This is a genomic window from Streptomyces sp. NPDC052773, assembly GCF_044547145.1.
In the GTDB taxonomy this organism is placed as follows: Bacteria; Actinomycetota; Actinomycetes; order Streptomycetales; family Streptomycetaceae; genus Streptomyces.
Map to the genome: position 1 here is coordinate 57,878 of NZ_JBITZX010000001.1, position 25,476 is coordinate 83,353.

At 71.7% G+C, this 25,476-nt stretch carries 23 protein-coding genes and 1 other RNA gene; 21 read left to right on the plus strand and 3 right to left on the minus strand.

Annotated features, from left to right (window positions below):
• Positions 1-214 precede the first annotated feature (214 nt).
• The 4 genes from ACIG0D_RS00205 (at position 215) to ACIG0D_RS00220 (ending at position 5,554) form a co-directional block, all read left to right on the plus strand.
• Positions 215-1,966 carry a serine/threonine-protein kinase gene (locus ACIG0D_RS00205; protein WP_399795349.1) on the plus strand — a complete coding sequence of 584 codons (1,752 nt, stop codon included), beginning with the start codon at positions 215-217 and terminating at the stop codon, positions 1,964-1,966.
• A gap of 149 nt (positions 1,967-2,115) precedes the next feature.
• On the plus strand, positions 2,116-3,360 hold the full coding sequence (locus tag ACIG0D_RS00210; protein ID WP_399795350.1) for a serine/threonine-protein kinase: 1,245 nt from the start codon (positions 2,116-2,118) through the stop codon (positions 3,358-3,360).
• 176 nt (positions 3,361-3,536) lie between these two features.
• Positions 3,537-4,643, plus strand: coding sequence for a peptide chain release factor 2 (gene prfB / locus ACIG0D_RS00215; protein WP_165999270.1), 1,107 nt, complete (start codon positions 3,537-3,539; stop codon positions 4,641-4,643).
• A gap of 278 nt (positions 4,644-4,921) precedes the next feature.
• Positions 4,922-5,554 (plus strand): LPXTG cell wall anchor domain-containing protein, encoded by a 633-nt coding sequence (locus ACIG0D_RS00220; protein ID WP_399795351.1) that lies wholly within the window; start codon positions 4,922-4,924, stop codon positions 5,552-5,554.
• Between the two features lie 57 nt (positions 5,555-5,611).
• Here the strand turns inward: ACIG0D_RS00220 and ACIG0D_RS00225 are convergent, their stop codons facing one another.
• Positions 5,612-5,803, minus strand: coding sequence for a hypothetical protein (locus ACIG0D_RS00225; protein WP_365759455.1), 192 nt, complete (start codon positions 5,801-5,803; stop codon positions 5,612-5,614).
• Between the two features lie 326 nt (positions 5,804-6,129).
• Between ACIG0D_RS00225 and ftsE the strand changes: the two genes are divergently transcribed.
• The 5 genes from ftsE (at position 6,130) to ssrA (ending at position 10,240) form a co-directional block, all read left to right on the plus strand.
• On the plus strand, positions 6,130-6,819 hold the full coding sequence (ftsE, locus tag ACIG0D_RS00230; protein WP_365759457.1) for a cell division ATP-binding protein FtsE: 690 nt from the start codon (positions 6,130-6,132) through the stop codon (positions 6,817-6,819).
• 31 nt (positions 6,820-6,850) lie between these two features.
• A complete protein-coding gene (gene ftsX, locus ACIG0D_RS00235; RefSeq protein ID WP_399795352.1) occupies positions 6,851-7,768 on the plus strand; it encodes a permease-like cell division protein FtsX in 918 nt (305 codons plus the stop codon).
• A 68-nt stretch (positions 7,769-7,836) separates the two neighbouring features.
• Positions 7,837-9,000, plus strand: coding sequence for a S41 family peptidase (locus tag ACIG0D_RS00240; protein WP_399795353.1), 1,164 nt, complete (start codon positions 7,837-7,839; stop codon positions 8,998-9,000).
• 260 nt (positions 9,001-9,260) lie between these two features.
• Positions 9,261-9,740, plus strand: a complete 480-nt coding sequence (smpB, locus tag ACIG0D_RS00245) for an SsrA-binding protein SmpB (protein ID WP_399795354.1) — start codon at positions 9,261-9,263, stop codon at positions 9,738-9,740.
• Positions 9,741-9,840: 100 nt separating this feature from the next.
• Positions 9,841-10,240, plus strand: a transfer-messenger RNA (tmRNA) gene (ssrA, locus tag ACIG0D_RS00250).
• 179 nt (positions 10,241-10,419) lie between these two features.
• Here ssrA and ACIG0D_RS00255 read toward each other — a convergent pair.
• Positions 10,420-11,433 carry a LacI family DNA-binding transcriptional regulator gene (locus tag ACIG0D_RS00255; protein ID WP_399795355.1) on the minus strand — a complete coding sequence of 338 codons (1,014 nt, stop codon included), beginning with the start codon at positions 11,431-11,433 and terminating at the stop codon, positions 10,420-10,422.
• A gap of 106 nt (positions 11,434-11,539) precedes the next feature.
• Positions 11,540-12,736 carry an MFS transporter gene (locus ACIG0D_RS00260; RefSeq protein ID WP_399795356.1) on the minus strand — a complete coding sequence of 399 codons (1,197 nt, stop codon included), beginning with the start codon at positions 12,734-12,736 and terminating at the stop codon, positions 11,540-11,542.
• Between the two features lie 83 nt (positions 12,737-12,819).
• On the opposite strand from ACIG0D_RS00260, the gene ACIG0D_RS00265 reads away from it, so the two are divergent.
• The 12 genes from ACIG0D_RS00265 to ACIG0D_RS00320 all read left to right on the plus strand — a co-directional run bounded on the left by ACIG0D_RS00265 (position 12,820) and on the right by ACIG0D_RS00320 (position 25,336).
• A complete protein-coding gene (locus tag ACIG0D_RS00265) occupies positions 12,820-13,788 on the plus strand; it encodes a LysR family transcriptional regulator (RefSeq protein ID WP_399795357.1) in 969 nt (322 codons plus the stop codon).
• Between the two features lie 65 nt (positions 13,789-13,853).
• A complete protein-coding gene (locus ACIG0D_RS00270; protein WP_399795358.1) occupies positions 13,854-14,723 on the plus strand; it encodes a hypothetical protein in 870 nt (289 codons plus the stop codon).
• Between the two features lie 66 nt (positions 14,724-14,789).
• Complete coding sequence (gene nadE / locus ACIG0D_RS00275) at positions 14,790-15,620, plus strand: ammonia-dependent NAD(+) synthetase (RefSeq protein WP_399795359.1); 831 nt, start codon at positions 14,790-14,792, stop codon at positions 15,618-15,620.
• An 11-nt stretch (positions 15,621-15,631) separates the two neighbouring features.
• Positions 15,632-16,126 (plus strand): protease inhibitor I42 family protein, encoded by a 495-nt coding sequence (locus ACIG0D_RS00280; protein ID WP_399795360.1) that lies wholly within the window; start codon positions 15,632-15,634, stop codon positions 16,124-16,126.
• 196 nt (positions 16,127-16,322) lie between these two features.
• Positions 16,323-16,844 (plus strand): hypothetical protein, encoded by a 522-nt coding sequence (locus tag ACIG0D_RS00285; protein WP_399795361.1) that lies wholly within the window; start codon positions 16,323-16,325, stop codon positions 16,842-16,844.
• Positions 16,845-16,885: 41 nt separating this feature from the next.
• Positions 16,886-17,674: a hypothetical protein gene (locus ACIG0D_RS00290; protein ID WP_399795362.1), complete on the plus strand. Its 789-nt coding sequence runs from the start codon at positions 16,886-16,888 to the stop codon at positions 17,672-17,674.
• 127 nt (positions 17,675-17,801) lie between these two features.
• A complete protein-coding gene (locus ACIG0D_RS00295) occupies positions 17,802-19,211 on the plus strand; it encodes a nitrate/nitrite transporter (protein WP_399795363.1) in 1,410 nt (469 codons plus the stop codon).
• Positions 19,212-19,309: 98 nt separating this feature from the next.
• Positions 19,310-20,485 carry a uroporphyrinogen-III synthase gene (locus ACIG0D_RS00300; RefSeq protein ID WP_399795364.1) on the plus strand — a complete coding sequence of 392 codons (1,176 nt, stop codon included), beginning with the start codon at positions 19,310-19,312 and terminating at the stop codon, positions 20,483-20,485.
• Between the two features lie 141 nt (positions 20,486-20,626).
• Complete coding sequence (locus tag ACIG0D_RS00305) at positions 20,627-21,238, plus strand: CGNR zinc finger domain-containing protein (protein ID WP_399795365.1); 612 nt, start codon at positions 20,627-20,629, stop codon at positions 21,236-21,238.
• 250 nt (positions 21,239-21,488) lie between these two features.
• Positions 21,489-22,013 carry a sigma-70 family RNA polymerase sigma factor gene (locus ACIG0D_RS00310; protein WP_399795366.1) on the plus strand — a complete coding sequence of 175 codons (525 nt, stop codon included), beginning with the start codon at positions 21,489-21,491 and terminating at the stop codon, positions 22,011-22,013.
• A gap of 50 nt (positions 22,014-22,063) precedes the next feature.
• Positions 22,064-22,852, plus strand: a complete 789-nt coding sequence (locus tag ACIG0D_RS00315) for an anti-sigma factor family protein (RefSeq protein ID WP_399795367.1) — start codon at positions 22,064-22,066, stop codon at positions 22,850-22,852.
• Positions 22,853-23,014: 162 nt separating this feature from the next.
• Positions 23,015-25,336 (plus strand): HelD family protein, encoded by a 2,322-nt coding sequence (locus ACIG0D_RS00320; protein WP_399795368.1) that lies wholly within the window; start codon positions 23,015-23,017, stop codon positions 25,334-25,336.
• The last annotated feature ends 140 nt before the right edge of the window (positions 25,337-25,476 follow it).

Genomic DNA, 25,476 nt, shown 5'->3' on the forward strand with positions numbered 1-25,476 from the left:
TCCGCTTTCGGCAACCTGGAGACCGAGGCGAGCGTCTTTCCTGCGAAACGTATGCCGAACGTGTACGGGACCGGCGACGTAAGAGCCACAGGAAGAGTCACAGGCAGAGCCACAGAAGGACGACAGCCCGGCTGTCACACCTCGGCACTACAGTGGTTCGGAACGACACACGGACAGACACACAGGCAAGGCAAGCAGCTAGGGAGCGCGTGACGTGCGGCCAGTCGGCAGCAAGTACCTGCTCGAGGAGCCGCTCGGACGCGGCGCCACGGGCACCGTCTGGCGAGCCCGCCAGCGGGAGACCGCGGGCGCCGAGGCGGCCGTGCCCGGACAGCCCGGCGAGACCGTCGCCATCAAGGTCCTCAAGGAGGAGCTGGCGAACGACGCCGATGTCGTGATGCGGTTCCTGCGGGAGCGCTCCGTGCTGCTCCGGCTGACCCATCCCAACATCGTCCGGGTGCGCGACCTGGTCGTCGAGGGCGATCTGCTCGCCCTCGTCATGGACCTCGTCGACGGCCCCGACCTGCACCGTTATCTGCGCGAGAACGGCCCCTTCACACCGGTCGCCGCGGCCCTGCTCACCGCCCAGATCGCCGACGCCCTCGCCGCCAGCCACGCGGACGGCGTCGTCCACCGCGACCTGAAGCCGGCGAACGTCCTGCTGCGGCAGAACGGCGGCCAGATGCACCCGATGCTGACCGACTTCGGCATCGCCCGCCTCGCCGACTCACCCGGCCTCACCCGCACCCACGAGTTCGTCGGCACGCCCGCGTACGTGGCGCCCGAATCCGCCGAAGGCCGCCCGCAGACCTCCGCGGTGGACATCTACGGCGCCGGCATCCTCCTCTACGAGCTGGTCACCGGCCGTCCCCCGTTCTCCGGCAGCTCCGCCCTCGAGGTGCTGCACCAGCATCTGAGCGCCGAGCCGCGCCGCCCCTCCACCGTCCCCGAACCGCTGTGGACGGTCATCGAACGCTGCCTGCGCAAGAACCCCGACGAGCGCCCCAGTGCCGAGAACCTCGCGCGCGCCCTTCGGGTCGTCGCCGAGGGCGTCGGCGTGCACGCGAACTCCGCGCAGATCGCCGCCGCCGAGAACGTCGGCGCGCTGCTCGCCCCCGACCCGGCGCCCACGGCGGTGCCCGGCACCCCGGGCGCCGCGGACCCGACCCAGGTGCTCCCGCACGGCTCCCCGCAGGGCGCCTACGACCCGAACGCCGCGACCAGCGTGCTCCCGCACACCGGCGGCCCGGCCGGCGCCGCCGACCCCACCGCCGTCCTCCCCAACACCGGGGCCGCCGACCCGACGGCCGTCATGCCTCCGGTGCCCCCGCACCAGGCCGGACAGCAGGGACAGGACCCCGGTCAGCAGGGCGAGCACCCCTGGCAGACCCAGCTCCGCGCCGCGCGGGACCGCAACGAGCAGACGCAGATCCAGTACCTCGACCCCAGCGAGGACCCGCTGCGCCGCCGCCCCCAGCGGCAGGTCGCCCGCCCGCAGCAGCCGCCCCAGCCCCAGCAGCGCCCGCAGCCCCGGCACCAGCAGGGCCCGCCGCCCGGCTACGGCTACCCCCAGCAGCAACAGCAGCAGCACCAACCGCAGCCGTACGCGCCGCGCCGCACACCGCAGCCCCAGCAGCCGCAACAGCCCCAGCGGTACGCCCCGCCCGCCCCGCCGGAGCCGCAGCGCCCCGCGCGGGAGCCGCGCCCGCCGCGTCAGCGCAGCGCCAACCCGATGCGCATCCCGGGCCTCGGCTGCCTGAAGGGCTGCCTGTTCACGATCGTCATCCTGTTCGTGGCCGGCTGGCTGATCTGGGAGCTGAGCCCGCTCCAGGACTGGATCGGCACCGGCAAGGGCTACTGGGACCAGCTCACCGACTGGGTGGGCTCGGCGGCCGACTGGATCGGCGACCTCGTCGGCTCGGGCTCCGGATCCGGCACCGGCACCGGCACCGGGACCGGTCAGTAACCGGCCCGGCGAAGCCGGTGACGAGCCCGGCGCGGGAAGCGACGAGCCTGTCGCTTTGTCGATACTCGGGGGTGATTTCCGCCTCCCCGGTGAAGGCCGGCTCCCCGGACGCGTAGTTTTAGCGACAACACGCGTCTGTAGGAGCAGTCTTGGCACGGAAGATCGGCAGCCGGTACACCGCGAACCAGATCCTGGGACGGGGCAGCGCCGGCACGGTGTGGCTGGGCGAGGGACCCGAGGGCCCCGTCGCCATCAAGCTGCTGCGCGAGGATCTGGCATCCGACCAGGAACTCGTCGGACGCTTCGTCCAGGAGCGGACCGCCCTGCTCGGGCTCGACCACCCGAACGTGGTCTCCGTCCGTGACCTGGTGGTCGACGGCAACGACCTCGCGCTCGTCATGGACCTGGTCCGCGGCACCGACCTGCGCACCCGGCTGGAGCGCGACCGGCGGCTCGCCCCCGAGGCGGCCGTCGCGATCGTCGCCGACGTGGCCGACGGCCTCGCGGCGGCGCACGCGGCCGGGGTCGTGCACCGCGACGTCAAGCCGGAGAACATCCTGCTCGACATGCAGAGCCCGCTCGGACCAGGCGGCGCGCACCGCGCCCTGCTCACCGACTTCGGCATCGCCAAGCTGATCGACACCCCGCAGCGCACCCGCGCCACCAAGGTCATCGGCACCCCCGACTACCTGGCCCCCGAGATCGTCGAAGGCCTGCCGCCGCGCGCGTCCGTCGACATCTACGCCCTCGCCACCGTCCTCTACGAGCTGCTGGCCGGCTTCACCCCGTTCGGCGGCGGCCATCCGGGCGCGGTGCTGCGCCGCCACGTCACCGAGACGGTGGTCCCGCTCCCCGGCATCCCCGAGGAGCTGTGGCAGCTCATCGTGCAGTGCCTCGCCAAGGCCCCCGCCTCCCGCCTGCGCGCCTCCGAGCTGGCCGCCCGCCTGCGCGAGCAGCTGCCCACGCTCGCCGGGATGCCGCCGCTGGACGTGGACGAGCCGGACGTCGACGCCGCCGAGCCCGCCGACGAGGCCCCCGGCCCCGCGCCGGGCGCTCCCAGGCCCCCGGCACGGCAGCGCCGGGGCGCGGTCTCCCTGGTCCCCGGCGCCACCCCCGACTCCAACCGGGACACCCACACCTCCATGCGGGTCCCCGCCCCCGACGAGCTGGCCGGCGGCGCCCACGGCACCGCCCGCGCCCCCCGCGCCGCCGGAGCCCCCCGCCCCGGCTCGGCCCGCAACCGCGCCGCCACCCGCCGGCGCCGCCTCACCCTCGGCGCCGCCGCGGTGGCCCTGGCCGCGGCCATCGGCATGGGCGCCTGGCTCGCCACCTCGGACGACGAGCCGGGCGGCACACCCCAGGACTCGGGGAACTCGGCGCCTGAGATGCCCTGAGGAGGACGCGGCGGTACGGCAATCCAGCCCGTCCGGCGCTTGAGGACGAGGCCGTCCAGGCCGAAGCGGGGGTCCGGGGGCGGCGGCCCCCGGCGCGGCCCGCACCGAGCCCGGGTACGTCACAACCGACCTCACGCACGGCACTGGCAAACCGGCGGAGCCGTTACGCTGGGAGCGTGGCAGTCGTCGATGTATCCGAAGAGCTCAAGTCCCTCTCCTCGACCATGGAGTCGATCGAGGCCGTTCTGGACCTTGACAAGATGAGGGCAGACATCGCCGTGCTCGAGGAGCAGGCGGCCGCGCCGTCCCTGTGGGACAACCCGGATGAGGCGCAGAAGATCACCAGCAAGCTCTCCCACCTCCAGGCGGAGGTGAGGAAGGCCGAGGCCCTGCGCTCGCGGATCGACGATCTCGCCGTGCTCTTCGAGATGGCCGAGGAGGAGGACGACCCGGACACCCGTGCCGAGGCCGAGTCCGAGCTCGCCGCCGTCAAGAAGGCGCTGGACGAGATGGAGGTGCGGACGCTGCTCTCCGGCGAGTACGACTCCCGTGAGGCGCTCGTCAACATCCGCGCCGAGGCGGGCGGCGTCGACGCCGCCGACTTCGCCGAGAAGCTCCAGCGGATGTACCTGCGCTGGGCCGAGCAGCGGGGCTACAAGACCGAGCTGATCGAGACGTCGTACGCCGAGGAGGCCGGCATCAAGTCGACCACCTTCGCCGTGCAGGCGCCGTACGCCTACGGCACCCTCTCCGTCGAGCAGGGCACCCACCGCCTGGTGCGCATCTCGCCCTTCGACAACCAGGGCCGGCGCCAGACGTCCTTCGCCGGTGTCGAGGTGCTGCCGGTCGTCGAGCAGTCCGACCACGTCGACATCGACGAGTCGGACCTGCGCATCGACGTCTACCGGTCCTCCGGCCCCGGCGGCCAGGGCGTGAACACCACCGACTCCGCGGTGCGCATCACGCACATCCCGACCGGCATCGTCGTCTCCTGCCAGAACGAGCGGTCGCAGATCCAGAACAAGGCCACCGCCATGAACGTCCTCCAGGCCAAGCTGCTGGAGCGGCGCCGCCAGGAGGAGCAGGCCAAGATGGACGCCCTCAAGGGCGACGGCGGCAACTCCTGGGGCAACCAGATGCGTTCGTACGTCCTGCACCCGTACCAGATGGTCAAGGACCTGCGCACGGAATACGAAGTCGGCAACCCCGAGGCCGTGTTCAACGGTGAGATCGACGGCTTCCTGGAGGCCGGGATTCGCTGGCGCAAGCAGCAGGAAAAGTAAGTTTGTCGATAAAGTCAACCGCCCCCGATTCGGGGGCGGTTGTCGTTTGTCCGGGTTTTACATCACACTCACAGCTGCCATCCCCCGCAAAGCGCAGTACAAGCGGACATTGCGCAACGCAACGGCCTTGACGTTGCTTTGAAAAATCGGAAGGGTAAAGCGCGGCATGCGTATCTCTGGGGCGCATGTGAACCGGGGGGCTTCATCACAGCTATCTCCGTTGATCACGGCCCCGAGCGCCGCCTCACTGACGATCAGCTACTGGGGGTAGCAACCACATGACCAACAAGACGCGGATCCGTGTCGCGCGCATCGTGGCAGGCGCCGTGATCGCCGCCGGTGCCTCGCTGACCGCCGCGGGTGCCGCTTCCGCCGCCGAGTCGGAGGACTGCGGGTTCCTCGGGATCGGGTGCGAGACGCCGAGCCCCGACCCGGAGCCGAGCGAGCCGATCCCGAGCGAGGTTCCCACCGAGCTCCCGCCGACGGAGCTGCCTCCGACGGAGGAGCCGCCCACCGAGGAGCCCCCGACCGAGGAGCCTCCGACGGAGGAGCCGCCGGTTGACCCGACCGAGGACCCGACCGAGCCGGAGGACCCGGTCGAGCCGAGCAACCCCGGCAACGGCAACGGTGGCGGCAACGGGAACGGCGGCGGCAACGGCGGCGGCAACAACGCCAACCCCGACGGCGGCTCCAACGACTCCGCCCAGGGCGCCGGCTCCTCGGCCCTGACCGACACCGGCTCCGACACCCCGGCCGACACCACGGCCCAGGGCGGCGGCGAGGAGCTCGCCGAGACCGGTGCCGCGCAGACCACGTTCCTGCTGGTCGGCGCCGCGACGATGATCGCCGGTGGTATCGGCTTCCGCGTGCTGCCGCGCCTCATGGGCGGCCGTGGCGGTGCGGCTGCCTGATCGGCCGGCCGACGGTAGCCGAAAGGGCCCGGAGCGTGTGCTCCGGGCCCTTTCGCGTCACGCCGTCTGGTGCGCCAGCAGTGCCACCGCGGCGATCAGCACCGCCAGCAGGGCGATCAGGGTCATGGGGGTCAGGGCCGCCAGCGGGTTCTCCTGCTGGAGCCGCTCACGGCTGGCCCGGCACACGGGGCAGCGGCCCTCGCTGACGGGCGCGGCACAGTTCGCGCACACCAGCCGGTCGTACGTCATGTGCTCGCCCTCCTTGTGCCGGTTCTTTCCTGGAGAACGCTCGCGAGGGTGCGAACGTTCCCCCTCCACTGTGCCAGGTTCCTCCGAAGGGTGCGCGGTTCCTCCGGAGGGTGAGCGGGCGCCTACAGGGGGTGGATTCCGTCGTCGCGGGGCTGCGGGCCGTCGTGGGCTGGTCGCGCGGTTCCTCGCGCCCCCATGAAACGGAATCCACTCACCCTCGGTATAAATGCGCACAACCCGCGCGCAACCGTGACCGGTGACTGCGGTCACCTACCCGGTTCGCGTATGGTCACGCTCATCTACCCCCGGCGACCCGTGGTGCATCCGTGATCCGATTCGACAATGTCTCCAAGGTCTACCCCAAGCAGACCCGCCCGGCCCTCAGGGACGTCTCCCTGGAGGTCGAGAAGGGCGAGTTCGTGTTCCTCGTGGGGTCCTCCGGCTCCGGAAAGTCCACCTTCCTGCGGCTGATCCTCCGCGAGGAGCGGGCCAGCCACGGGCAGGTGTACGTCCTGGGCAAGGACCTCGCGCGCCTCTCCAACTGGAAGGTGCCGCACATGCGCCGCCAGCTGGGGACGGTGTTCCAGGACTTCCGGCTGCTGCCGAACAAGACCGTCGCCGAGAACGTGGCCTTCGCCCAGGAGGTCATCGGCAAGTCCCGCGGAGAGATCCGCAAGTCCGTGCCGCAGGTGCTCGAGCTGGTCGGCCTCGGCGGCAAGGAGGACCGGATGCCCGGCGAGCTGTCCGGCGGTGAGCAGCAGCGCGTGGCCATCGCGCGGGCCTTCGTCAACCGGCCCAAGCTGCTGATCGCCGACGAGCCCACCGGCAACCTCGACCCGCAGACCTCCGTCGGCATCATGAAGCTGCTCGACCGGATCAACCGCACCGGTACGACCGTCGTGATGGCCACACACGACCAGAACATCGTGGACCAGATGCGCAAGCGCGTCATCGAGCTGGAGAAGGGCCGCCTCGTCCGCGACCAGGCCCGCGGCGTCTACGGCTACCAGCACTGAGATCCACGACGGAAAGGCTCAACCAGACGCCATGCGCGCCCAGTTCGTTCTGTCGGAGATCGGTGTCGGTCTCCGCCGCAATCTGACGATGACCTTCGCGGTCGTCGTCTCCGTCGCCCTGTCCCTGGCGCTGTTCGGCGGTTCGCTGCTGATGAGCGACCAGGTCAACACCATGAAGGGCTACTGGTACGACAAGGTCAACGTCTCGATCTTCCTCTGCAACAAGAGCGACGCCGAGTCCGACCCCGCCTGCGCGACGGGCGCGGTGACGGAGGAGCAGAAGCGGCAGATCAAGACCGACCTCGAGAAGATGCCGGTCGTCGACACCGTGACGTACGAGTCGCAGGACGAGGCGTACAAGCACTACAAGGAGCAGTTCGGCGACTCCCCGCTGGCCAGCTCGCTGACGCCGGACCAGATGCAGGAGTCGTACCGCATCAAGCTGAAGGACCCGGAGAAGTACCAGGTCATCGCGACCGCCTTCAACGGGCGGGACGGCGTGCAGTCCGTGCAGGACCAGAAGGAGACCCTGGACAACCTCTTCAAGCTGCTCGAGGGCATGAACTGGGCCGCCCGCGCGGTGATGGCGCTGATGCTGGTCGTGGCGCTGATGCTGATCGTCAACACCGTCCGCGTCTCGGCGTTCAGCCGCCGCCGCGAGACCGGGATCATGCGGCTGGTCGGCGCCTCCGGCTTCTACATCCAGGCGCCGTTCATCATGGAGGCCGCGGTCGCCGGACTGATCGGCGGCGTGGTCGCGTGCGCGTTCCTGGTGACCGCGCGGTACTTCCTCATCGACCACGGACTGGCCCTGGCCGACCAGCTGGAGCTGATCAACTTCATCGGCTGGGACGCCGTCCTGACGAAGCTGCCGCTCATCCTCGCCGCCAGCCTGCTGATGCCCGCGCTGGCCGCGTTCTTCGCGCTGCGCAAGTACTTGAAGGTGTGACGCATGCCAACGAGGGCCGTACGGTCAACGGACCGTACGGCCCTTCGCGTTGTCCTAGACTCACCGCCATGTCAGGTCGTGACCTGTTCTGTCAGCCCCGCCGCATGCGCCGCGGGGCCGCCCTGACACTGGTGTTCACGAGCGTGCTCGTCGCCGGTGCCGCGACGGGCTCCCTGCCCGGCACCGAGCGCGAGCCGGCGCCCGGCCCGTCCCGCGCGTCCGTCCCCGCGGCCCGCCCCGACGAGGTGCGCGACGCCGCCGCGCGTGCGCTGGCCGACGGCAAGTCGCCCCTGGAGGCCGCCGAGCGCGCCGTCAGCCGCAGCGGGGACCGCTGGGACGCCGTGTACTCGGAGGGCGAGTACGAGGAGTTCGAGGACGCCCTGGACGGCGCGTACACGGGCGTCGGACTGCGGGCCCGGCGCGAACGCGACGGGTCGATCGAGGTGACCAGGGTCGCCCCCGGCTCGCCCGCGGCCGGCGCCGGGATCCGCGCGGGCGACCGGCTGCGCAGCGTCGACGGCCACCCGGTCGACGGCCGTCCGGTCACCGAGGTGGTCTCCTTACTGCGCGGCGACGCCACCGACGCGCCCGCCGGTACGCCGGTGCGGCTCGGCCTGGAGCGCGGCACGCGCGTGTGGAGCGTCACACTGCGGCGGGCCCGGCTCGCCACCGACACGGTGACCGTCCGCACCCTCCCCGACGGCAACACCCTGATCAAGATCGGCGCCTTCACCAAGGGCACCGGGGACACCGTCCGCGCCGCGGTCCGGCGGGCCCCGCGCGGCGGGGGGATCATCCTGGACCTGCGCGGCAACTCCGGCGGCCTGGTCACCGAGGCCGTCACCACCGCCTCCGCCTTCCTCGACGGCGGTCTGGTCGCCACGTACGACGTCGAGGGCGAGCAGCAGGCCCTGCACGCCGAGCCCGGCGGCGACACCGAAAGACCCCTGGTCGCGCTCGTCGACGGGGGCACGATGAGCGCGGCCGAGCTGCTGACCGGGGCCCTGCAGGACCGGGGCCGCGCGGTCGTCGTCGGCTCCCGCACCTTCGGCAAGGGCTCGGTGCAGATGCCGAGCCGGCTGCCCGACGGCTCCGTCGCCGAACTGACCGTCGGGCACTACCGCACCCCCTCGGGCCGCGGGGTGGACGGGCGGGGCATCACCCCCGACCTGGAGGCCGACCAGGACGCCCTGCGACGGGCCGGCACCGTCCTGACGGGCCTCGGGAGCTAGGGGGTGTCTCGCCGATCATGCCGGGCTCCCGACGCCTGGCACCGCGCCTCGCCGCGTTGTCGTCGGTCGCCGATTCCCCCACGCTCGGCTGCGCTCGCGCGGGGGCACCCCCATCGCATCGACTCCCTCCTCCGCCTTGCGATGCACGGCACCAGACGCCGCTCGCTGATCCGGCCTGATCGACGAGACACCCCCTAGCGGCACCCACCGCTTAATGACTTCCCCCGCACCCCCCGCGTAGTGCGAAAATGGTCGGCACTATGGCTAAGGAAAAAGGGCGCAAACTGATCGCGCAGAACAAGAAGGCGCGGCACGACTACCTCATCATCGACACCTACGAGGCCGGTCTCGTCCTCACGGGTACCGAGGTGAAGTCACTGCGCCAGGGGCGCGCCTCGCTGGTCGACGGGTTCGTCCAGCTGGACGGGCACGAGGCGTGGCTGTACAACGTGCACGTGCCGGAGTACAGCCAGGGCACCTGGACCAACCACAGCGCCCGCCGCAAGCGCAAGCTGCTGCTGCACCGCGCGGAGATCGACAAGCTGGAGTCCAAGTCCCAGGAGACGGGTCACACGATCGTGCCGCTGTCCCTGTACTTCAAGGACGGCCGGGCGAAGATCGAGATCGCGCTGGCGAAGGGCAAGAAGGAGTACGACAAGCGTCAGACGCTCCGGGAGAAGCAGGACCGCCGCGAGGCCGAGCGCGCGATCTCGGCGGTACGGCGCAAGCAGCGGGCGTAGCTCCGCCCGGGGCCGGGAATACGGTGGCATCGGGGACCGTTGACCCCGTATGATGGCATCTGCACTCACACGCTGGGTGCGGTGATTGATAAATCAACATGGGGATGATCGGTTTCGACAGCGGCTGTCGAAGCAGGGGAAGCGTGTCGAGGAAGCGGCCATGATCTCGTAAACCACAGGCCGAAAAAATAATCGCCAACACCAAGCGCGATTCCTCCCAGCAGGCCTTCGCCCTCGCTGCCTGATCTCAGGTAGCAGAGCGAGCCTCCTACTAAAGGGAGTGTCAGCCCGGGGCTGTTCCCGACCCGGATCCTGGCATCAGCTAGGGAACTAAACCTCGATCCCGGTCACGGGGTGAAGAGGGAAACCAAACAGTGACTGAGCCCGTTCCGGACTTGTCTGGGTGATCCGGAGGGCTGAGAAAAGCGCACCAGACTGCACACGGAGAAGCCCTGGTTCCACACCGTTGGACGCGGGTTCGATTCCCGCCATCTCCACGAGTGGGAGGGGGAGTGCGCTCACAGAACGCGCGAGCGCACTCCCCCTCGTCGACTTTCCGGGGGCATGACCCCCGGACCCCCTCACCCCATGTGGGCACGGGCCCTGTCGCTTGCGAGCGACAGGGCCTTTGTCATGTGCGCTCGCCCCGTGCCTCGCTCGCCCCGTGCCTCCCTGGGTCTCATGTCGACGACCGCCGCCGCGCCGTGCTCGCCCGCACCGTCAGCTCCGGGGGCAGCAGGGTCGTGGCCGGGACCGGCTCTCCGGCCAGCTTCCGCATCAGGAGGGCCACCGCGCGGGTGCTGATCTCGGTGGTCGGGAGGGCGACCGAGGTGAGCGGGACGCGGGCGGACTCGGCGAGGGCGGTGGGGCACAGGGCGGTGACGGAGAGGTCGTCGGGGACGCGCAGGCCGAGCTGTTCGAAGGCGATGAGCAGGGGGTTCAGGACCGCCTCGTTGTGGACTACCACGCCCGTCAGCGCCGGCTGCTCGCGCAGGAGCCGTTCCGCGGTCGCGCGGGCCGCCACGGGGGTCGCCTCGCAGGGGTGGACGGCGGAGGCCAGGCCGTGGCGGTCGGCGGCGGCGGTGAAGCCCTGGACGACGCGCTGGGCGTAGGCGGTCCGGCGGACGTAGACCTCCGGGGGCGAGCCGACCAGGGCCACCACGCGGTGACCCAGGGCCGCCAGATGATCCACGCACGCCTCGCCCGCCGCCCTGAAGTCCAGGTCCACACAGGTCAGTTCCGCGTCGTCCGCCGGGAAGCCGATCAGCACCGCCGGCAGGTCCAGCGTCCGCAGCAGCGGCAGCCGCGGGTCGTTCGGCCGTACGTCCGTCACGAGCAGCGCGTCCACCAGGGCGGAGTCCGCCACCCGGCGCAGGCCCGCCTCGCCGTCCTCCCGCGTGAGCAGCAGCACGTCGTGGTCGTACGTCTCCGCCGCGGTCACCACCGCCGCCGCGAACTCCATGGCCACCGGCACGTGGACGCCCGCCCGCAGCGGCAGGACCAGCGCGAGGACGTTCGGCCTGCCGTCGGCCGGCGCGCGGACACCGGCGTGCGGGCGGTAGCCGAGAGCCCGGATGGACGCGTGGACGCGGCGCCGGGTCTCCTCGGAGATCGGGCGCTTGCCGCTCAGCGTGTACGACACGGTGCTGGGGGAGACCCCGGCGTGCCGGGCCACATCCGTGATCTTGACCATGGGTCCCCCGGATCGATGCGTGACGCGGGTCATCGAAGCGCTTCGACGAGCGAAGGTATGGGGGGCCCGAGGGGCCGTCAATGGGTCGGACGGCAATCCGGAGACATCAGCGGAACGATGCGACGAGCGGCACGGGCCGCCGGATGCCGAGGGACAGGGCGAGGGCCGTCACGGCCGCCGCGACCGGCACCCCGTACCCGGCCGTCGCCGACACATGCTCCGCCGTCCAGCCGCCCAGCGCGCTGCCGCAGGCGATCCCGCCGAGCAGGCCGGTCACCGCCAGCGTCATCCCCTCGTTGAGCCGCCCCTCGGGGGTGCGCCGCTGCACCAGCGCCATGCCGGTCACCATCGTCGGCGCGGTCGCCATCCCGGCGATCAGCAGCGCGCCCGCGAGGACGAGCAGCGAGCCGGTGAGCGCCGCCGCGAGCAGCGGCAGGGTGAGCAGCGCGGCCATGGCGGCGATGCAGCGGACGTACCGGACCTCGGCCGGCCCGCTCGGCCGGAACCTCCCGTACACCAGCCCGGCCGCGCACGACCCGGCCGCCTGCAGACCGAGGACGACACCGCCCGCCGCCTGCTGACCGCGCGCGTCCGCGAACGCCAGCGTGACGACCTCCATCGCCCCGAACACCGTGCCCACGGCGACGCAGACCGCGAGCAGCGGCGGGATGCCGGGCGCGCGGATCGGCGACGTACCGCGCGCGCTCGCTCCCCCGGGCGGCGGCTCGGTGCTGCGCGCGGCGGCGGACAGCAGCACACCGGCCAGGAGCAGTACGACGGCGACGAGCGTGCCCGCCTCGGGGAAGAGCGTCCCGCACAGGAAGGCCGCGACGACCGGGCCGAGCATGAAGCACAGCTCGTCGGCCGCCTGCTCGAAGGCGTTCGCCGTGTGCAGCGCGGCCGGGTCGCCGTCCAGCAGATGGGCCCAGCGGGCGCGGGACATGCCGCCGATGTTCGGGGTGGTGGCGGTGGCGGCGTAGGCGGCGAACAGGGTCCAGTCGGGGGCGTCGTGGCGGACGCACAGCACCAGGGCGACGCTGCCGAGGGCGGCGAGGAGGGTGGCGGGTACGGCGATCCGGGCCTGGCCGTACCGGTCCACCAGCCGGGCCGTCCAGGGCGCGACCAGCGCGGTCGCGGCGAGCCCGGTCGCGGTCACGGCACCGGCGAGGGCGTACGAGCCGCGCGCCCCGGCGATCATCACGACCGCGCTCACGCTGAACATGCCCATCGGGAGGCGGGCTATCAGGTTCCCGGCGGTGAAGGCCTTGGCGCCCGGGCGGGCGAAGAGATCTCGGTACGGCATGGGGAAACCGTCCCCCGGAAGCGATCAAGGGGTCCAACACCTGTTCGACACCGATTGACGCGCCCGTGTTGTAAATTCGGCCGGTGCCCGCCCCTCACATAGACCCCCGGCTGCTGCGCGCCTTCGTCACCGTCGCCGAGGAACTGCACTTCACCCGCGCCGCGACCCGGCTGTACGTCGCCCAGCAGGCGCTCAGCCGCGACGTACGGCGGCTGGAACGGGAGCTGGGCGCCGAGCTGTTCGTCCGCACCACCCGCCAGGTGACCCTCACCGGCGACGGGGAACGGCTCCTGCCGTACGCGCGCCGCGTCCTCGCCGCCCAGGACGACCTCCTCGCCGCCTTCGGCCAGGCCCGCCCCCTGCTCGTCGACCTCAACTCCGCCGGTCTCGGCACCCCGCGCCGCGTCCTGCACCGCGCCCGCGAACTCGCCCCCGAGCTGGAGCTGATGGCCCGCTACGAGAGCGGCCTCACGGGAGCGGCGGAGGACCTGGTCGCCGGGCGCCTGGACGCGTCCTTCGGCCGCTACGCGGGCCTCGACCCGGCGCTGCGCCGCCGGCTGTCGCACCAGCCGGTCCGCTTCGAACCCATGGCCATCGTCCTGCCCGAACACCACCGCCTCGCCTCCCGGGAGACCGTCCCCCTGTCCGAACTGGCGGGCGAAACGGTCTACGCCGGCGCCGGCAACCCCCGCACCCCCGAGTGGACCGACCTCGCCCACCGCCTCTTCGAAGGCCGCGGCATCAAGGTGGCCCCACCCGTCCCCCTCGCCGTCGGCGACGAGGAGTTCGAGCGGATCATGTCCAAGGGCGGCTATCCGGTGCTCGCCGTGGTGGACTTCCCGGCCCTGCGCGGCTGCGTCCTGCGCCCGCTCGTCGATCCGGTTCCTCTGTCGCCCGTCTCGCTGGTGTGGCGGAAGGGGCTGAACCATCCGGGGCTGGAGGCGTTGCGGAGGGCGGCGGCCGAGGTGGGGGCGGGGGAGGGGTGGTTGCGGAGGCCGGTGGGGAGTTGGGTTCCGGGGGTGGATCTGGCGCTTGGGGCGGCGCCGGAGTGACCCGGGAGAATGCAGCCCGACACTCGCGGATCGGCATCGGATCGAACGGAGAGCAGCGGGGCTGTATGGCCGGGGAACTGAACAAAGAACTGATCATCAGCCCTCGAAGCGAACGCGTGCGGGAGGAACTGGCAGGCGCTGCTGCCTGGGGTTCGTATGCGGTGGAACTGCGCCGGGTGCTCGGGGCGGTGATCGAGAAGAGTGGCGCCGGCTTTCTGGAGGTCGGTGAGCTGCTGGTGGGTGAACCCCTTCCCGCCGGGTGCCTAGGCCTCTTCAACGGTGCGCGGGTCCAGACGCCGCAGGCGATCGATCTCGCCGAGGGAATGGCAGCCGGGCGCGGGCCGTACTGTCAGCTGGCCGCCCCGGGGCGGGTTCAGATCGAGTCGGGATGGGAGGGCGCCGTACACGTCTATACGACGCGAGCGGCAGCCGCCGGCCTGGCAGGTCTCGGTGGTCAGGACGTGATTCTCCAGTGGCGCGATGCGGCTCCCGAGCCCACGGAGATCCCGGAGCCCGTCGACGCCGTCGCGGACGACAGCTTCTGGGCGGCGGTGGCGGAAGCTTCCGAGCGCCTCACGTTGCTGTGCGAGCGCTGGGCGCACGGCGCGTACGGCTGCAGATGGTTCCGGGTGACTCGGGAGAACGCCGCCGGACTGGCCCGGCTCATGCGGCCACGCTCACTGGTCTACGTGGTGACCGAGCCGGAGCTGCACCCCAGGCCCGAGCTGCTGGAGGACGACTTCACCGCCTTCGCGGCCCCGCTGCTGCCGGGCGAGTTGACCCACCGGGCCTACCTCGGTGGCGCCGAGACGCTCTCCGAGGTCACAGCTGAGGGATTCTCGCTCATGCTCGCGGACACGGTGATGGGCGATTGGTGCGCCGTGGTGCCGGACTCGGACACAGGTGCCGCACGGCGCTCGGGGCGTGGGTTCTAGAGTTCTTCCGTCCCTACAGCACAGCCACCTGTGGCCCCGGCCCGCAGGCTCGATCGAGGAGCGAACGTGACCGACCCGACGCCCATAACCGTCCAGCAGCAGATCGCCCGCGAACTCCAGGTCAGCGAGTCCTTCGACGCGCGGGAGGAGATCGAGCGGCGGGTGGCCTTCCTGGCCGAGCGGCTGACGTCCACGGGGCTGCGGGCGCTGGTGCTGGGGATCAGTGGTGGCGTGGATTCGTCGACGGCGGGCCGGCTGTGCCAGCTGGCGGTGGAGCGGGTGCGGGCCGCCGGGCACGAGGCGACGTTCTTCGCGATGCGGCTGCCGTACGGGGTGCAGGCCGATGAGGCGGACGCACAGCGGGCGCTGGAGTTCATCCGGGCGGATCGGGTGCTGACCGTCGACGTGAAGCCCGCGAGCGATGCGGCGCTGGAGGCTGTCGTGGCCGGCGGGACCGTCTTCCGGGACGCGCACCACCAGGACTTCGTGCACGGGAACATCAAGGCGCGGCAGCGGATGATCGCGCAGTACGCGGTGGCGGGGGCCGAGAACGGGCTCGTCGTCGGCACCGATCACGCCGCCGAGGCCGTCTCCGGGTTCTTCACCAAGTTCGGGGACGGCGCCGCCGACGTCGTACCGCTGACCGGGCTCACCAAGCGGCGCGTGCGGGCCATCGCCGCCGAGCTGGGTGCGCCGGACTCGCTGGTCTGGAAGACCCCGACCGCCGACCTGGAGACCCTCGACCCCGGTAAGCCCGACGAGGACGCGCTCGGCGTCACCTACGACGACATCGACGACTTCCTGGAGGGCAAGCCGGTCGCCGAGCCCGCCTTCGAGGCGATCGTCCGCCGGTACCGGCTCACCGAGCACAAGCGGCAGCTGCCGATCGCTCCCTGAGCGGCCGGCTCGTGAACATACGCACCGCGCTGATCCCCCTGGCCGCCGCCGGAGCCCTCGTCCTGACGGCCGGCTGGGGGGCGCTGGGCGGAGTCGAGGAGTACGGCCCCGAGGAGCCCGCCATCACCGTGAACGCGGGGGACGAGTTCACCCTGGAGGTGCCGGCGAGTCCGGCGCTCGGGCAGAACTGGTATCTGGCCGAGCCCCGGCCGGACGCCGACGTCTTGGAGTACCGGGGCAAGCGGGAGGACATCGAGGACGGCGGCGATCTCGTCGGCGGTGGCGACGGCACCCAGTTCTTCGACTTCACGGCGCGCAAGCCCGGCAAGGCGACCGTGACGCTGCTGCACTGCCCCATGGGCAGCTGCCACAGCGGCACCGAGTCGGCGACGCCGTACCCGAGCGCGTCGGCCTCCGGTACGCCCTCGATGAGTCCCTATCCGACGGCAACGAGCACACCGGACGACCGGCCGGCGTTCTTCGTCTACACGGTCACCGTGCGCTGACCCTCGGTAGGACGGTGATGGCTTGATCTCACACACCGCGCGGCTCTTCATCGACGGTCCGGTGAGGAGGGTCCTGGAACTCGCCGCCGCGGCGCGGGGTTCCGGGGGAGCGCCGTCCCTCGATGCCGAGCTGCGGCGTTTCGTCCGGACCACGCGTGCGACCGTTGCGACGGACTGGTTGTGCCCGCTCACCACCGTGACCGCGCTGCTCGATCATGTCGCCGGTCTCTGCGCCGACGGGGTGGAAGATCTACCCCTCGAATTCCGGCAGCTCCTGGATCGAGCCGGTGCCGGGACGGACGCCGCCGGATGTCTGCGCTCTCTGGCGGAGAAGCTGCGGACCCTGGGAAAGGAACCGCAGGACGACTACGACGAGCTGCCCTTGTCTCGCTGGGAGATCGAGGTCGGATTTCCCTTGCTTTCCGGATTCGGGGTCAATTGGGTGTACGGCGGGGAGTTCGCGACCCTCGAGGAGTCCGTTGAGGCAGCCATCGGCTCCGAACATCCTTACTGTGTCGAGCACTTGGCGCCGCTCGCCGCCGAGGCGCAGGCCGCCCTCGTGCTCCTCTCCGGGCTGCCCGCGACGGCGAACGCCCTGCCCGCCGTCATCGGCTGGGTGACCCCGGAGGCGCTGCGCCTCCTGCTCCAGGCCGTCGACGATCATCTGCGGCAGGAACACGTCGTACTGCCCCGTATGGAAAACTGCCCGCGTTGCTGAAGTGAACAGAGTGACCAGAGTGAGACGGGGAGTGGGTACGGGTGAGCAAGCGGCAGATACGGAAGATGCTGCGGTTGATGGCGACCGGTGAGCCCGTGCAGGTCACCAGTGCCATGGCGTCCGTAAAGAAACTCGCCCGGCTCGCCTTCATCGCCCAGCAGTTCGGGTACGAGTACGCCGATGTGCGGCAGGGCGGGGCCAACAACAGCTCGCTCATGATGCTGATCGTGCCGGACCCCAGCCCGCACGCCCGGGCCCGGGCCGCGCAGAACTGGGCTCAGTACCCGAACGCGGGGGACGGGGTGTCGCTGCCCCCGTTCGTGCCGGACGCGCTGGAGCTGCTCAAGGCGCGGATCAACTTCGATCTCACGGGGAAGGGCACCGAGAAGCGGATGCTCGTCGGGGCGGTCGGCGTCACCGTGGGCTCCGCGGTCGTCGCCGTGCAGGGCGGCTCCGGCGCGCTGCTCTGGGGCGCGATGATCTGGGTCTTCTTCATGGGCGTCTTCGCCTTCGTCTTCTTCTTCAACCGGCGGCGCAACGCGAAGTTCGCGGCCCGGCTCCAGGCCGCCGGGTTCACTCCGGTCGCCGATGAGAGCGGGCGGGTGCGGTATCTGCCGCCGGGCGCGCAGCCGCCGGGGCACGGGAATCCCTTCGCCCAGCCGCATCCGCCCCAGTCTTACGCTGCCCAGCCGTACGCCGCCTCCCCCCAGATGTACGCCCCTGCCCCCCAGCCGCACGCCCCGGCGTATCCCCAGCCCTACGCCCCGCAGCAGCCGCCGTACCCCCCGAACCCCTACGGGCAGCCCCCCACCCAGCCCCCCACCCACTGAACCTCTCATCCCGCCCCCGCCCAGGGTGAGAGCAAAGTTCCTTTCCGGTCACCAATAGCCACAGGCAGGAAACGCGCCCTCCCTACCTTCGGGATGTACCCGAGCCCGGAGCACCGTGGAGGCGTCCATGACATCCCCTAGTTCAGCCCCCGCACCCCCGTCCCCCGACAGGGGCTCGTCCCCCGGCCGAGGCGGCCGCTGGATCCGGCACTGGGATCCGGAGGACGAGACCTTCTGGAGGGAGAAGGGGGAGAAGATCGCCCGCCGGAATCTGTTCTTCTCCGTCCTCTCCGAGCACATCGGGTTCTCGGTCTGGACCATGTGGTCGGTGCTGGTGCTGTTCATGGGACCGGAGTACGGGCTGACCCCGGCCGACAAGTTCCTGCTGACCTCGGTGGTCACCCTCGTCGGAGCCGTCGTCCGCGTCCCCTACACCTTCGCCGTCGCGATCTTCGGCGGACGGAACTGGACGGTGATCTCGGCGACCATGCTGCTGATCCCGACCATCGCCGCGTTCACCGTGATGGAGCCGGGCACCTCCTACTCCACCTTCCTCCTGGTCGGCCTGCTGGCCGGCGTCGGCGGCGGCAACTTCGCCTCCTCCATGACCAACATCAACGCCTTCTTCCCGCTGAAGAAGAAGGGGTGGGCGCTCGGCCTCAACGCCGGCGGCGGCAACATCGGTGTGCCCGTGATCCAGCTGGTCGCGCTCGCGATCATCGGGGCCAGCGGCGGCCCGCGCGTCCTGCTCGGGATCTACATCCCGCTCATCCTCGTCGCCGCCGTCCTCGCCGCGCTCTTCATGGACAACCTGGAGAACGTGAAGAACGACACCGGCGCCGCCAAGGACGCCGCCCGTGACGGCCACACCTGGATCATGTCGTTCCTCTACATCGGGACGTTCGGGTCCTTCATCGGGTACTCCTTCGCCTTCGGGCAGGTCCTCACCAACCAGTTCGGGCGTACGCCGCTCCAGGCGGCCTACCTGACCTTCATCGGCCCGCTGCTCGGCTCACTGATCCGCCCCCTCGGCGGCTGGCTCGCCGACCGCTACGGCGGCGCCCGCATCAGCCTCTACAACTACGTCGGCATGGGCGCCGCGACCGCCGTCCTCGTCTACGCCAGCATGCAGAAGTCGCTCGCGCTGTTCGTGCCCGTGTTCGTCGTACTGTTCGTGCTCAGCGGTCTCGGGAACGGGTCCACCTTCAAGATGATCCCCGGCATCTTCCACGCCAAGGCCCTCGCCAAGGGGCTGCGCGGGGAGGACGCCGCGGCCTACGGGCGGCGGCTGTCCGGTGCGTCGATGGGACTGATCGGCGCGGTCGGCGCACTCGGCGGCGTCGGCATCAACATGGCCTTCCGCCAGTCCTTCCTCTCCTACGGCTCCGGCACCGGCGCCTTCATCGCCTTCCTGGTCTGGTACGCCGCCTGCTTCGTGGTCACCTGGTCCGTATACCTTCGCCGCCCGGCCCGGCCCGACGCCGCGACCGAGCCGGCCACCGAACGGAAGCCGCAGCTCAGCTACGCCGAGGTGTGACGTAACACCGGCGACATCGAGCCGATCCGAGCCTGTCACGCGGCGTTGACAGGCTCGGCGGCATGTAGGTGGAACGACTCGAGTGCGGGACGAGTGTGATGGACGAGCAACAGCAGCGACCGGGCGACGGGATCCAGGAGCGGGCCGAACACGGGCCCCTCGCCGGGTTCACCGTGGGGGTGACGGCCGCGCGCCGGGCCGACGAACTCGGAGCGTTGCTCCAGCGGCGCGGAGCATCGGTGCTGCACGCCCCGGCCCTGCGGATCGTGCCGCTCGCCGACGACAGTGAGCTGCTGTCCGCCACCAAGGAACTCCTCGACCGGGTGCCGGACGTGGTGGTCGCGACCACCGCCATCGGGTTCCGGGGCTGGGTCGAGGCTGCCGACGGGTGGGGCCTGGGCGAGGCCCTGCTGGAGCGGCTGCGCGGCGTGGAGCTGCTCGCCCGCGGGCCGAAGGTCAAGGGCGCGATCCGGGCCGCCGGGCTGACCGAGGAGTGGTCGCCGTCGTCGGAGTCGATGGCCGAGGTGCTGGACCGGCTGCTGGACGAGGGCGTCGACGGGCGCCGGATCGCCGTACAGCTGCACGGTGAGCCGCTGCCCGGGTTCGTCGAGTCGCTGCGGGCCGGCGGCGCCGAGGTCATCGGGGTGCCGGTGTACCGCTGGCTGCCGCCGGAGGACCTGACGCCCGTGGACCGGCTGCTGGACGCCGCCGTATCCCGGGGAATCGACGCGCTCACTTTCACCAGCGCGCCCGCCGCCCAGTCCCTGCTCAACCGCGCCGAGGAGCGCGGGCTGCTGCCCGAACTGCTCGCCGCCCTCCACCACGACGTCCTCCCGGCCTGCGTCGGACCGGTCACCGCGCTGCCCCTCCAGGCCCACGGCGTGGACACCGTCTCGCCCGAACGCTTCCGGCTGGGCCCGCTCGTCCAGCTGCTGTGCCAGGAACTGCCCGCGCGGGCCCGGGCGTTGCCGATCGCCGGGCACCGGGTGGAGATCCGCGGTCACGCGGTGCTGGTGGACGGGGCGCTGCGGCCCGTACCGCCCGCCGGGATGTCCCTGCTGCGGGCGCTGGCCCGGCGGCCGGGCTGGGTGGTCGCCCGCGCGGAACTCCTGCGCGCCCTCCCGGGCGCCGGCCGCGACGAGCACGCCGTCGAGACGGCCATGGCCCGCCTCCGTACGGCCCTCGGCGCGCCCAAACTCATCCAGACCGTCGTCAAGCGCGGTTACCGCCTCGCCCTGGACCCGGCGGCCGACGCCAAGTACGCCGACGTCTGAGCCGGCGTCCGATCGTGGCCGTCCCAGGGGGTTACGGAGGCGAATCCGGGCAGGCACTGTAGGAGGGGACACCCTCCCACCACCCTTCCCGGATCCCCGGACTCCATCTGACCCAGGTGACCCCTAGGCGGTGACAGGCGCATGGCACTGGGTACGGCCACGGACGCTTCCGAGTTGCGGTTCGACGCCGGACGGCACTGCCTCGACCTGCTGGCGACGACGCACCCCGGGGAACGGCTCGACTCCGTCCAGGTGTTGCGGGCCTGGATCAGCGGGGCCGGACTGGTGCCGCCGGGCACACCGCTCGGCCACGCGGACACCACCTGGCTGCTGGGATTCCGCGAACTGCGCGCCCGTATCGACCCGTTGGTGCGCGGCGCGCTGCGGCCCGCCGGGACCGGCACGGCGTACGACCGCGCCCTCGCCCGGCTCAACGAGATCGCCCGCGCCGCGCCCCCCGCCCCGCGCGCGGTGCGCGCCGAGGACGGCACGCTCGTCCGGCGCCTCGACCGCCCGCCCGAGTGCGCCGCGCTGCTCGCGGCCGTGGCCCGGGACGCCGTGGACCTGCTCACCGACCCCTCCGCGCGGGCCTGTCTGCGCCAGTGCGCGGGCGACAACTGCCCGATCGTCTACCTCGACACCTCGCGCGGGCGGCGCAGGCGCTGGTGCTCCAGCGAGGTGTGCGGCAACCGGGAGAGGGTGGCGCGGCACCGCCGCCGCGCGGCCCTCACCGGTGCGGCACCCGCGAAGTGACGTAGCCCACACGGCCGTCAACCATCGTGCCTCATGCGGGAAATGTGAAGGTGAAGCGGCGGACTTATGGCGTCATGTCCGCCTCGTCGCGCCGTCTCCCAGAAATCTGTCGCCTCGCTTTGAACACCCAACGCCCCGCGTGCGTACCCGTCGTTGAGCGACCGGCTGGGGGAACCCCCGGACATCGGAGGTGGGCGTGCGCAAGGATTCCGTCGTGGCCAAGGAACGTGGAACGAGGGCCCGACATCGCATGTCTTCTCAGCCCTCGGAGCCCGACGAGGAGCTGATGCGCGCGCTGTACGCCGAGCACGCCGGACCCCTGCTCGCCTATGTGCTGCGCCTGGTCGCCGGAGACCGGCAGCGCGCCGAGGACGTGGTGCAGGAAACGCTCATCCGTGCCTGGAAGAACGCCGGTCAGCTCAACCGAGCGACCGGTTCGGTACGCCCCTGGCTGGTGACGGTCGCCCGGCGCATCGTCATCGACGGCCACCGCAGCCGGCAGGCCCGGCCGCAGGAGGTCGACCCGTCGCCGCTGGAGGTCATCCCCGCGGAGGACGAGATCGACAAGGCGCTGTGGCTGATGACGCTGTCGGACGCGCTCGACGACCTGACCCCGGCCCACCGGGAGGTGCTGGTCGAGACGTACTTCAAAGGGCGTACCGTCAATGAGGCGGCTCAGACCCTGGGGATACCGAGCGGCACGGTGCGCTCCCGGGTGTTCTACGCGCTGCGTTCGATGAAGCTGGCACTGGAGGAGCGGGGGGTGACGGCGTGATGAGTGGATACGGGGGATACGGCGCGGGGGGTCCGGGTATGTCTGGCCCCATGCAGGGATCTCAGGGGCCCGAGGGGTCCGCGGGCCCGAACGAACACGAGACCGTCGGCGCGTACGCCCTCGGGATTCTCGACGACGCCGAAGCAACCGCTTTCGAGGCGCATCTCGCGACCTGTGAGTGGTGTGCCCAGCAGCTCGACGAGCTGGCCGGGATGGAGCCGATGCTGGCGGCGCTCGCCGACCTGCCCGCCGGCACCGGCACGCCCGCGGTCGCGGAGTCCCTGTCCGCGAAGCCGAGCCCGAGACTGGTGGAGAGGCTGGTCGACGAGGTCGCCGAGCGCCGCGCGCAGAAGCGCCGGCGCGGTTTCTACATGGTCGCGGCGGCAGCCGCGCTGATCGTCGGCGGGCCGTTCGTCGCCGTGGCGACCAGCGGGGGCGACGACGACGGCGGCCGGCCGGTCACCGCCCACGCCACCAGCCCCGCGAAGGCGTCCTTCGACGAGATCGACGACAAGGTCACCGCCACCGACCCGGGCACCCAGGTCAGCGCGACCGTCGCCCTGGAGAAGAAGGCCTGGGGCACCCACGCCGTCCTCGAGCTGAAGAACGTCAAGGGACCCCAGAAGTGCTCCCTGATCGCCGTCGGCAAGAACGGCGAACGCGAGACGGTCACCTCCTGGTCCGTCCCGAACTGGGGCTACGGCATCCCCGGCGCCACCACCGACCAGGCCAAGCAGCCGCTGTACGTCCACGGCGGCGCCGCCTTCACCCCCGAGGAGATCGACCACTTCGAGGTCATGACCTTCGACGGCAAGCGGCTGGTGGAGGTCGACGCGTAAGCTCCCCGCGCCCCCGAAGGGGCGCGGGGAACTGCGCGACCAGCCACAACGGACCCGCACCCGCCTACGGACGGAACCCGCCCTTCCGTAGGCGCCCCCGTAGCAGCGGAGCCCCCTTTCGCGTACGGTGGACGGCTGCCCAGCACGTCAGAAGGGGGCCCGGTGGCCGCACAGGCTCAGCAGACTTCCGCGGTCGACTCGGTTCAGGACACCGCTCACGACTCCGGACACGACTCCGTGCGCGAGCGCGAGATCGGCGTCGAGCAGCAACACCTCGACAGGGTCTACCGCCGCCTGGAGGAGAAGATCCACGAGGCGGAGTTCCTGATGGAGGACGCGGCCCGCCGCGGCCAGGTCGGCACGCCCGGCGCGCTCGCGGAGCGCGACGCGCAGGTCTTCCGCGCGGGCGTCCACCTCAACCGGCTGAACAGCGAGTTCGAGGACTTCCTGTTCGGCCGGATCGACCTGCTGCCCGGCAAGGACGGCAAGAAGGGCCCGGACGGCGCGTACACGGCGGTCGAGCCCGCCGAGGGCGCCGTACGCGCCGACAACACCGCCGACATCGCCGAGACCCTGCACATCGGCCGCATCGGCGTCCTCGACCAGGACTACGCCCCGCTGGTCATCGACTGGCGCGCGCCCGCCGCCGCGCCGTTCTACCGCTCCACGCCGGTCGACCCGGGCCGGGTGGTGCGGCGCCGGGTCATCCGCTCCAAGGGCCGCCGCGTCCTCGGCGTCGAGGACGACCTGATGCGCCCCGAGCTGAAGGCGTTCCTGGACGGCCGTGAGCTGCCCGTCATCGGCGACGGCGCCCTGATGGCCGCCCTCGGGCGGGCTCGCAGTCACACCATGCGGGACATCGTCGCCTCCATCCAGGCCGAGCAGGACCTGGTGATCCGCGCCCCCGCCGCCTCCGTGACGTACGTCGAGGGCGGTCCGGGCACCGGCAAGACCGCCGTCGCCCTGCACCGCGCGGCCTACCTGCTCTACCAGGACCGCCGCCGGTACGCGGGCGGCATCCTCATCGTCTCCCCGACGCCGCTGCTGGTGGCGTACACCGAGGGTGTGCTGCCCTCGCTGGGCGAGGAGGGCCAGGTAGCGATCCGCGCGATCGGCTCGCTCGTCGACGGCGCCGAGGCCACGCTGTACGACTCCCCGGCGGTGGCCCGCGCCAAGGGCTCCTCCCGGATGCTGAAGGTGCTGCGGAAGGCCGCGCGCGGCGCGCTCGAGCTGAACGATTCTCCGGACCGGCTCAGAGTCGTCGCCTTCGGCCGCCGGATCGAACTGGAGGCCGAGGAGCTGGACCGGATCCGGCGCACCGCCCTCGGCGGCACCGCCCCGGTCAACCTGCTGCGCCCGCGCGCCCGCAGACTGCTCCTGGACGCCCTGTGGGAGAAGTCGGGCGCCGCAGGCCGTCACACCGACCCGGAGCTGGCCGCCGAGCTGCGCTCCTCCTTCGACGAGGACGTCACGAGTGAGGATTCCTTCACCGGTTTCCTCGACGCCTGGTGGCCGGAGCTGACCCCGGCGGCCGTGCTGGCCGCGATGGCCGACGAGAAGCGGCTCGGCCGCTGGTCCCGGCGGATCCTCAACCCCGGCGAGGTGCGCAAGGTCGCCCGCTCGCTGAAGCGGGACGGCCGCTCCGTGCACGACATCGCGATGCTCGACGAGCTGAACGCCGTCCTCGGTGCCCCGGCCCGGCCCCGGAAGAAGCGTGAGCTGGACCCGCTCGACCAGCTCACCGGCCTGGAGGAGCTGATGCCGGTGCGCGAGGAGTCGCAGCGCGAGCGCGCCGAGCGCCTGGCGCAGGAGCGGGTGGAGTACGCGCACGTCATCGTCGACGAGGCCCAGGACCTCACGCCGATGCAGTGGCGCATGGTCGGCCGCCGCGGCCGGCACGCCACCTGGACGATCGTCGGCGACCCGGCCCAGTCCTCCTGGTCCGACCCGGACGAGGCGGCCGAGGCCCGCGACGAGGCCCTGGGCTCCCGTCCGCGCCGCCGCTTCCGCCTCACCGTGAACTACCGCAACCCGGCCGAGATCGCCGAGCTGGCCGCGAAGGTGCTGGCGCTGGCGATGCCGGGCTCCGAGTCGCCGTCGGCGGTGCGCTCGACGGGCGTGGAGCCGCGCTTCGCGGTCGTGGGGGAGTCGCTGGGGGAGACCGTCCGCGCGGAGGCCGCCCGGCTGCTGGAGCGGGTCGACGGCACGATCGGCGTCGTCGTCGCCATGAACCGGCGCGAGGAGGCCCGGCGCTGGCTGGCCGGGCTCGGCGACCGCGTGGTGGCCCTCGGCAGCCTGGAGGCCAAGGGCCTGGAGTACGACGCGACGGTCGTCGTCTCGCCGGCGGAGATCGCCGACGAGTCCCCGGCGGGCCTGCGCGTGCTCTACGTCGCCCTGACCCGGGCCACCCAGCAGCTCACGGTGGTCTCCGGGGAGCGGGACGAGCCGGACGCGGCCGGGGTGCCGGACCTGCTCAGGGACTGAGGCGACGACGACGGGGAACACCGGGCGCGCGCACGTTCTCCCGGACGGGAATGGCCGTAGGGGATCGTTTGTTAGCCTGGGTGTGGCACCGGCTCGATCCAAGCCCCCGGGCCCAACCTTCGTCCCTTCGAGGGACCACT

What these genes read in the sequence shown, in the direction of transcription:
- ACIG0D_RS00270 (WP_399795358.1), top strand. Translation starts at nt 13,854, where the DNA reads ATGGCCGGGGAACTGAACAAAGAACTGATCATCAGCCCTCGAAGCGAA.
- ACIG0D_RS00310 (WP_399795366.1), top strand. Translation starts at nt 21,489, where the DNA reads ATGTCTTCTCAGCCCTCGGAGCCCGACGAGGAGCTGATGCGCGCGCTG.
- ACIG0D_RS00240 (WP_399795353.1), top strand. Translation starts at nt 7,837, where the DNA reads ATGTCAGGTCGTGACCTGTTCTGTCAGCCCCGCCGCATGCGCCGCGGG.
- ACIG0D_RS00300 (WP_399795364.1), top strand. Translation starts at nt 19,310, where the DNA reads ATGGACGAGCAACAGCAGCGACCGGGCGACGGGATCCAGGAGCGGGCC.
- ACIG0D_RS00225 (WP_365759455.1), bottom strand. Translation starts at nt 5,803, where the DNA reads ATGACGTACGACCGGCTGGTGTGCGCGAACTGTGCCGCGCCCGTCAGC.
- ACIG0D_RS00305 (WP_399795365.1), top strand. Translation starts at nt 20,627, where the DNA reads ATGGCACTGGGTACGGCCACGGACGCTTCCGAGTTGCGGTTCGACGCC.
- ACIG0D_RS00295 (WP_399795363.1), top strand. Translation starts at nt 17,802, where the DNA reads ATGACATCCCCTAGTTCAGCCCCCGCACCCCCGTCCCCCGACAGGGGC.
- smpB (WP_399795354.1), top strand. Translation starts at nt 9,261, where the DNA reads ATGGCTAAGGAAAAAGGGCGCAAACTGATCGCGCAGAACAAGAAGGCG.
- ACIG0D_RS00315 (WP_399795367.1), top strand. Translation starts at nt 22,064, where the DNA reads ATGCAGGGATCTCAGGGGCCCGAGGGGTCCGCGGGCCCGAACGAACAC.
- ACIG0D_RS00260 (WP_399795356.1), bottom strand. Translation starts at nt 12,736, where the DNA reads ATGCCGTACCGAGATCTCTTCGCCCGCCCGGGCGCCAAGGCCTTCACC.
- ACIG0D_RS00255 (WP_399795355.1), bottom strand. Translation starts at nt 11,433, where the DNA reads ATGGTCAAGATCACGGATGTGGCCCGGCACGCCGGGGTCTCCCCCAGC.
- ftsX (WP_399795352.1), top strand. Translation starts at nt 6,851, where the DNA reads ATGCGCGCCCAGTTCGTTCTGTCGGAGATCGGTGTCGGTCTCCGCCGC.
- ACIG0D_RS00220 (WP_399795351.1), top strand. Translation starts at nt 4,922, where the DNA reads ATGACCAACAAGACGCGGATCCGTGTCGCGCGCATCGTGGCAGGCGCC.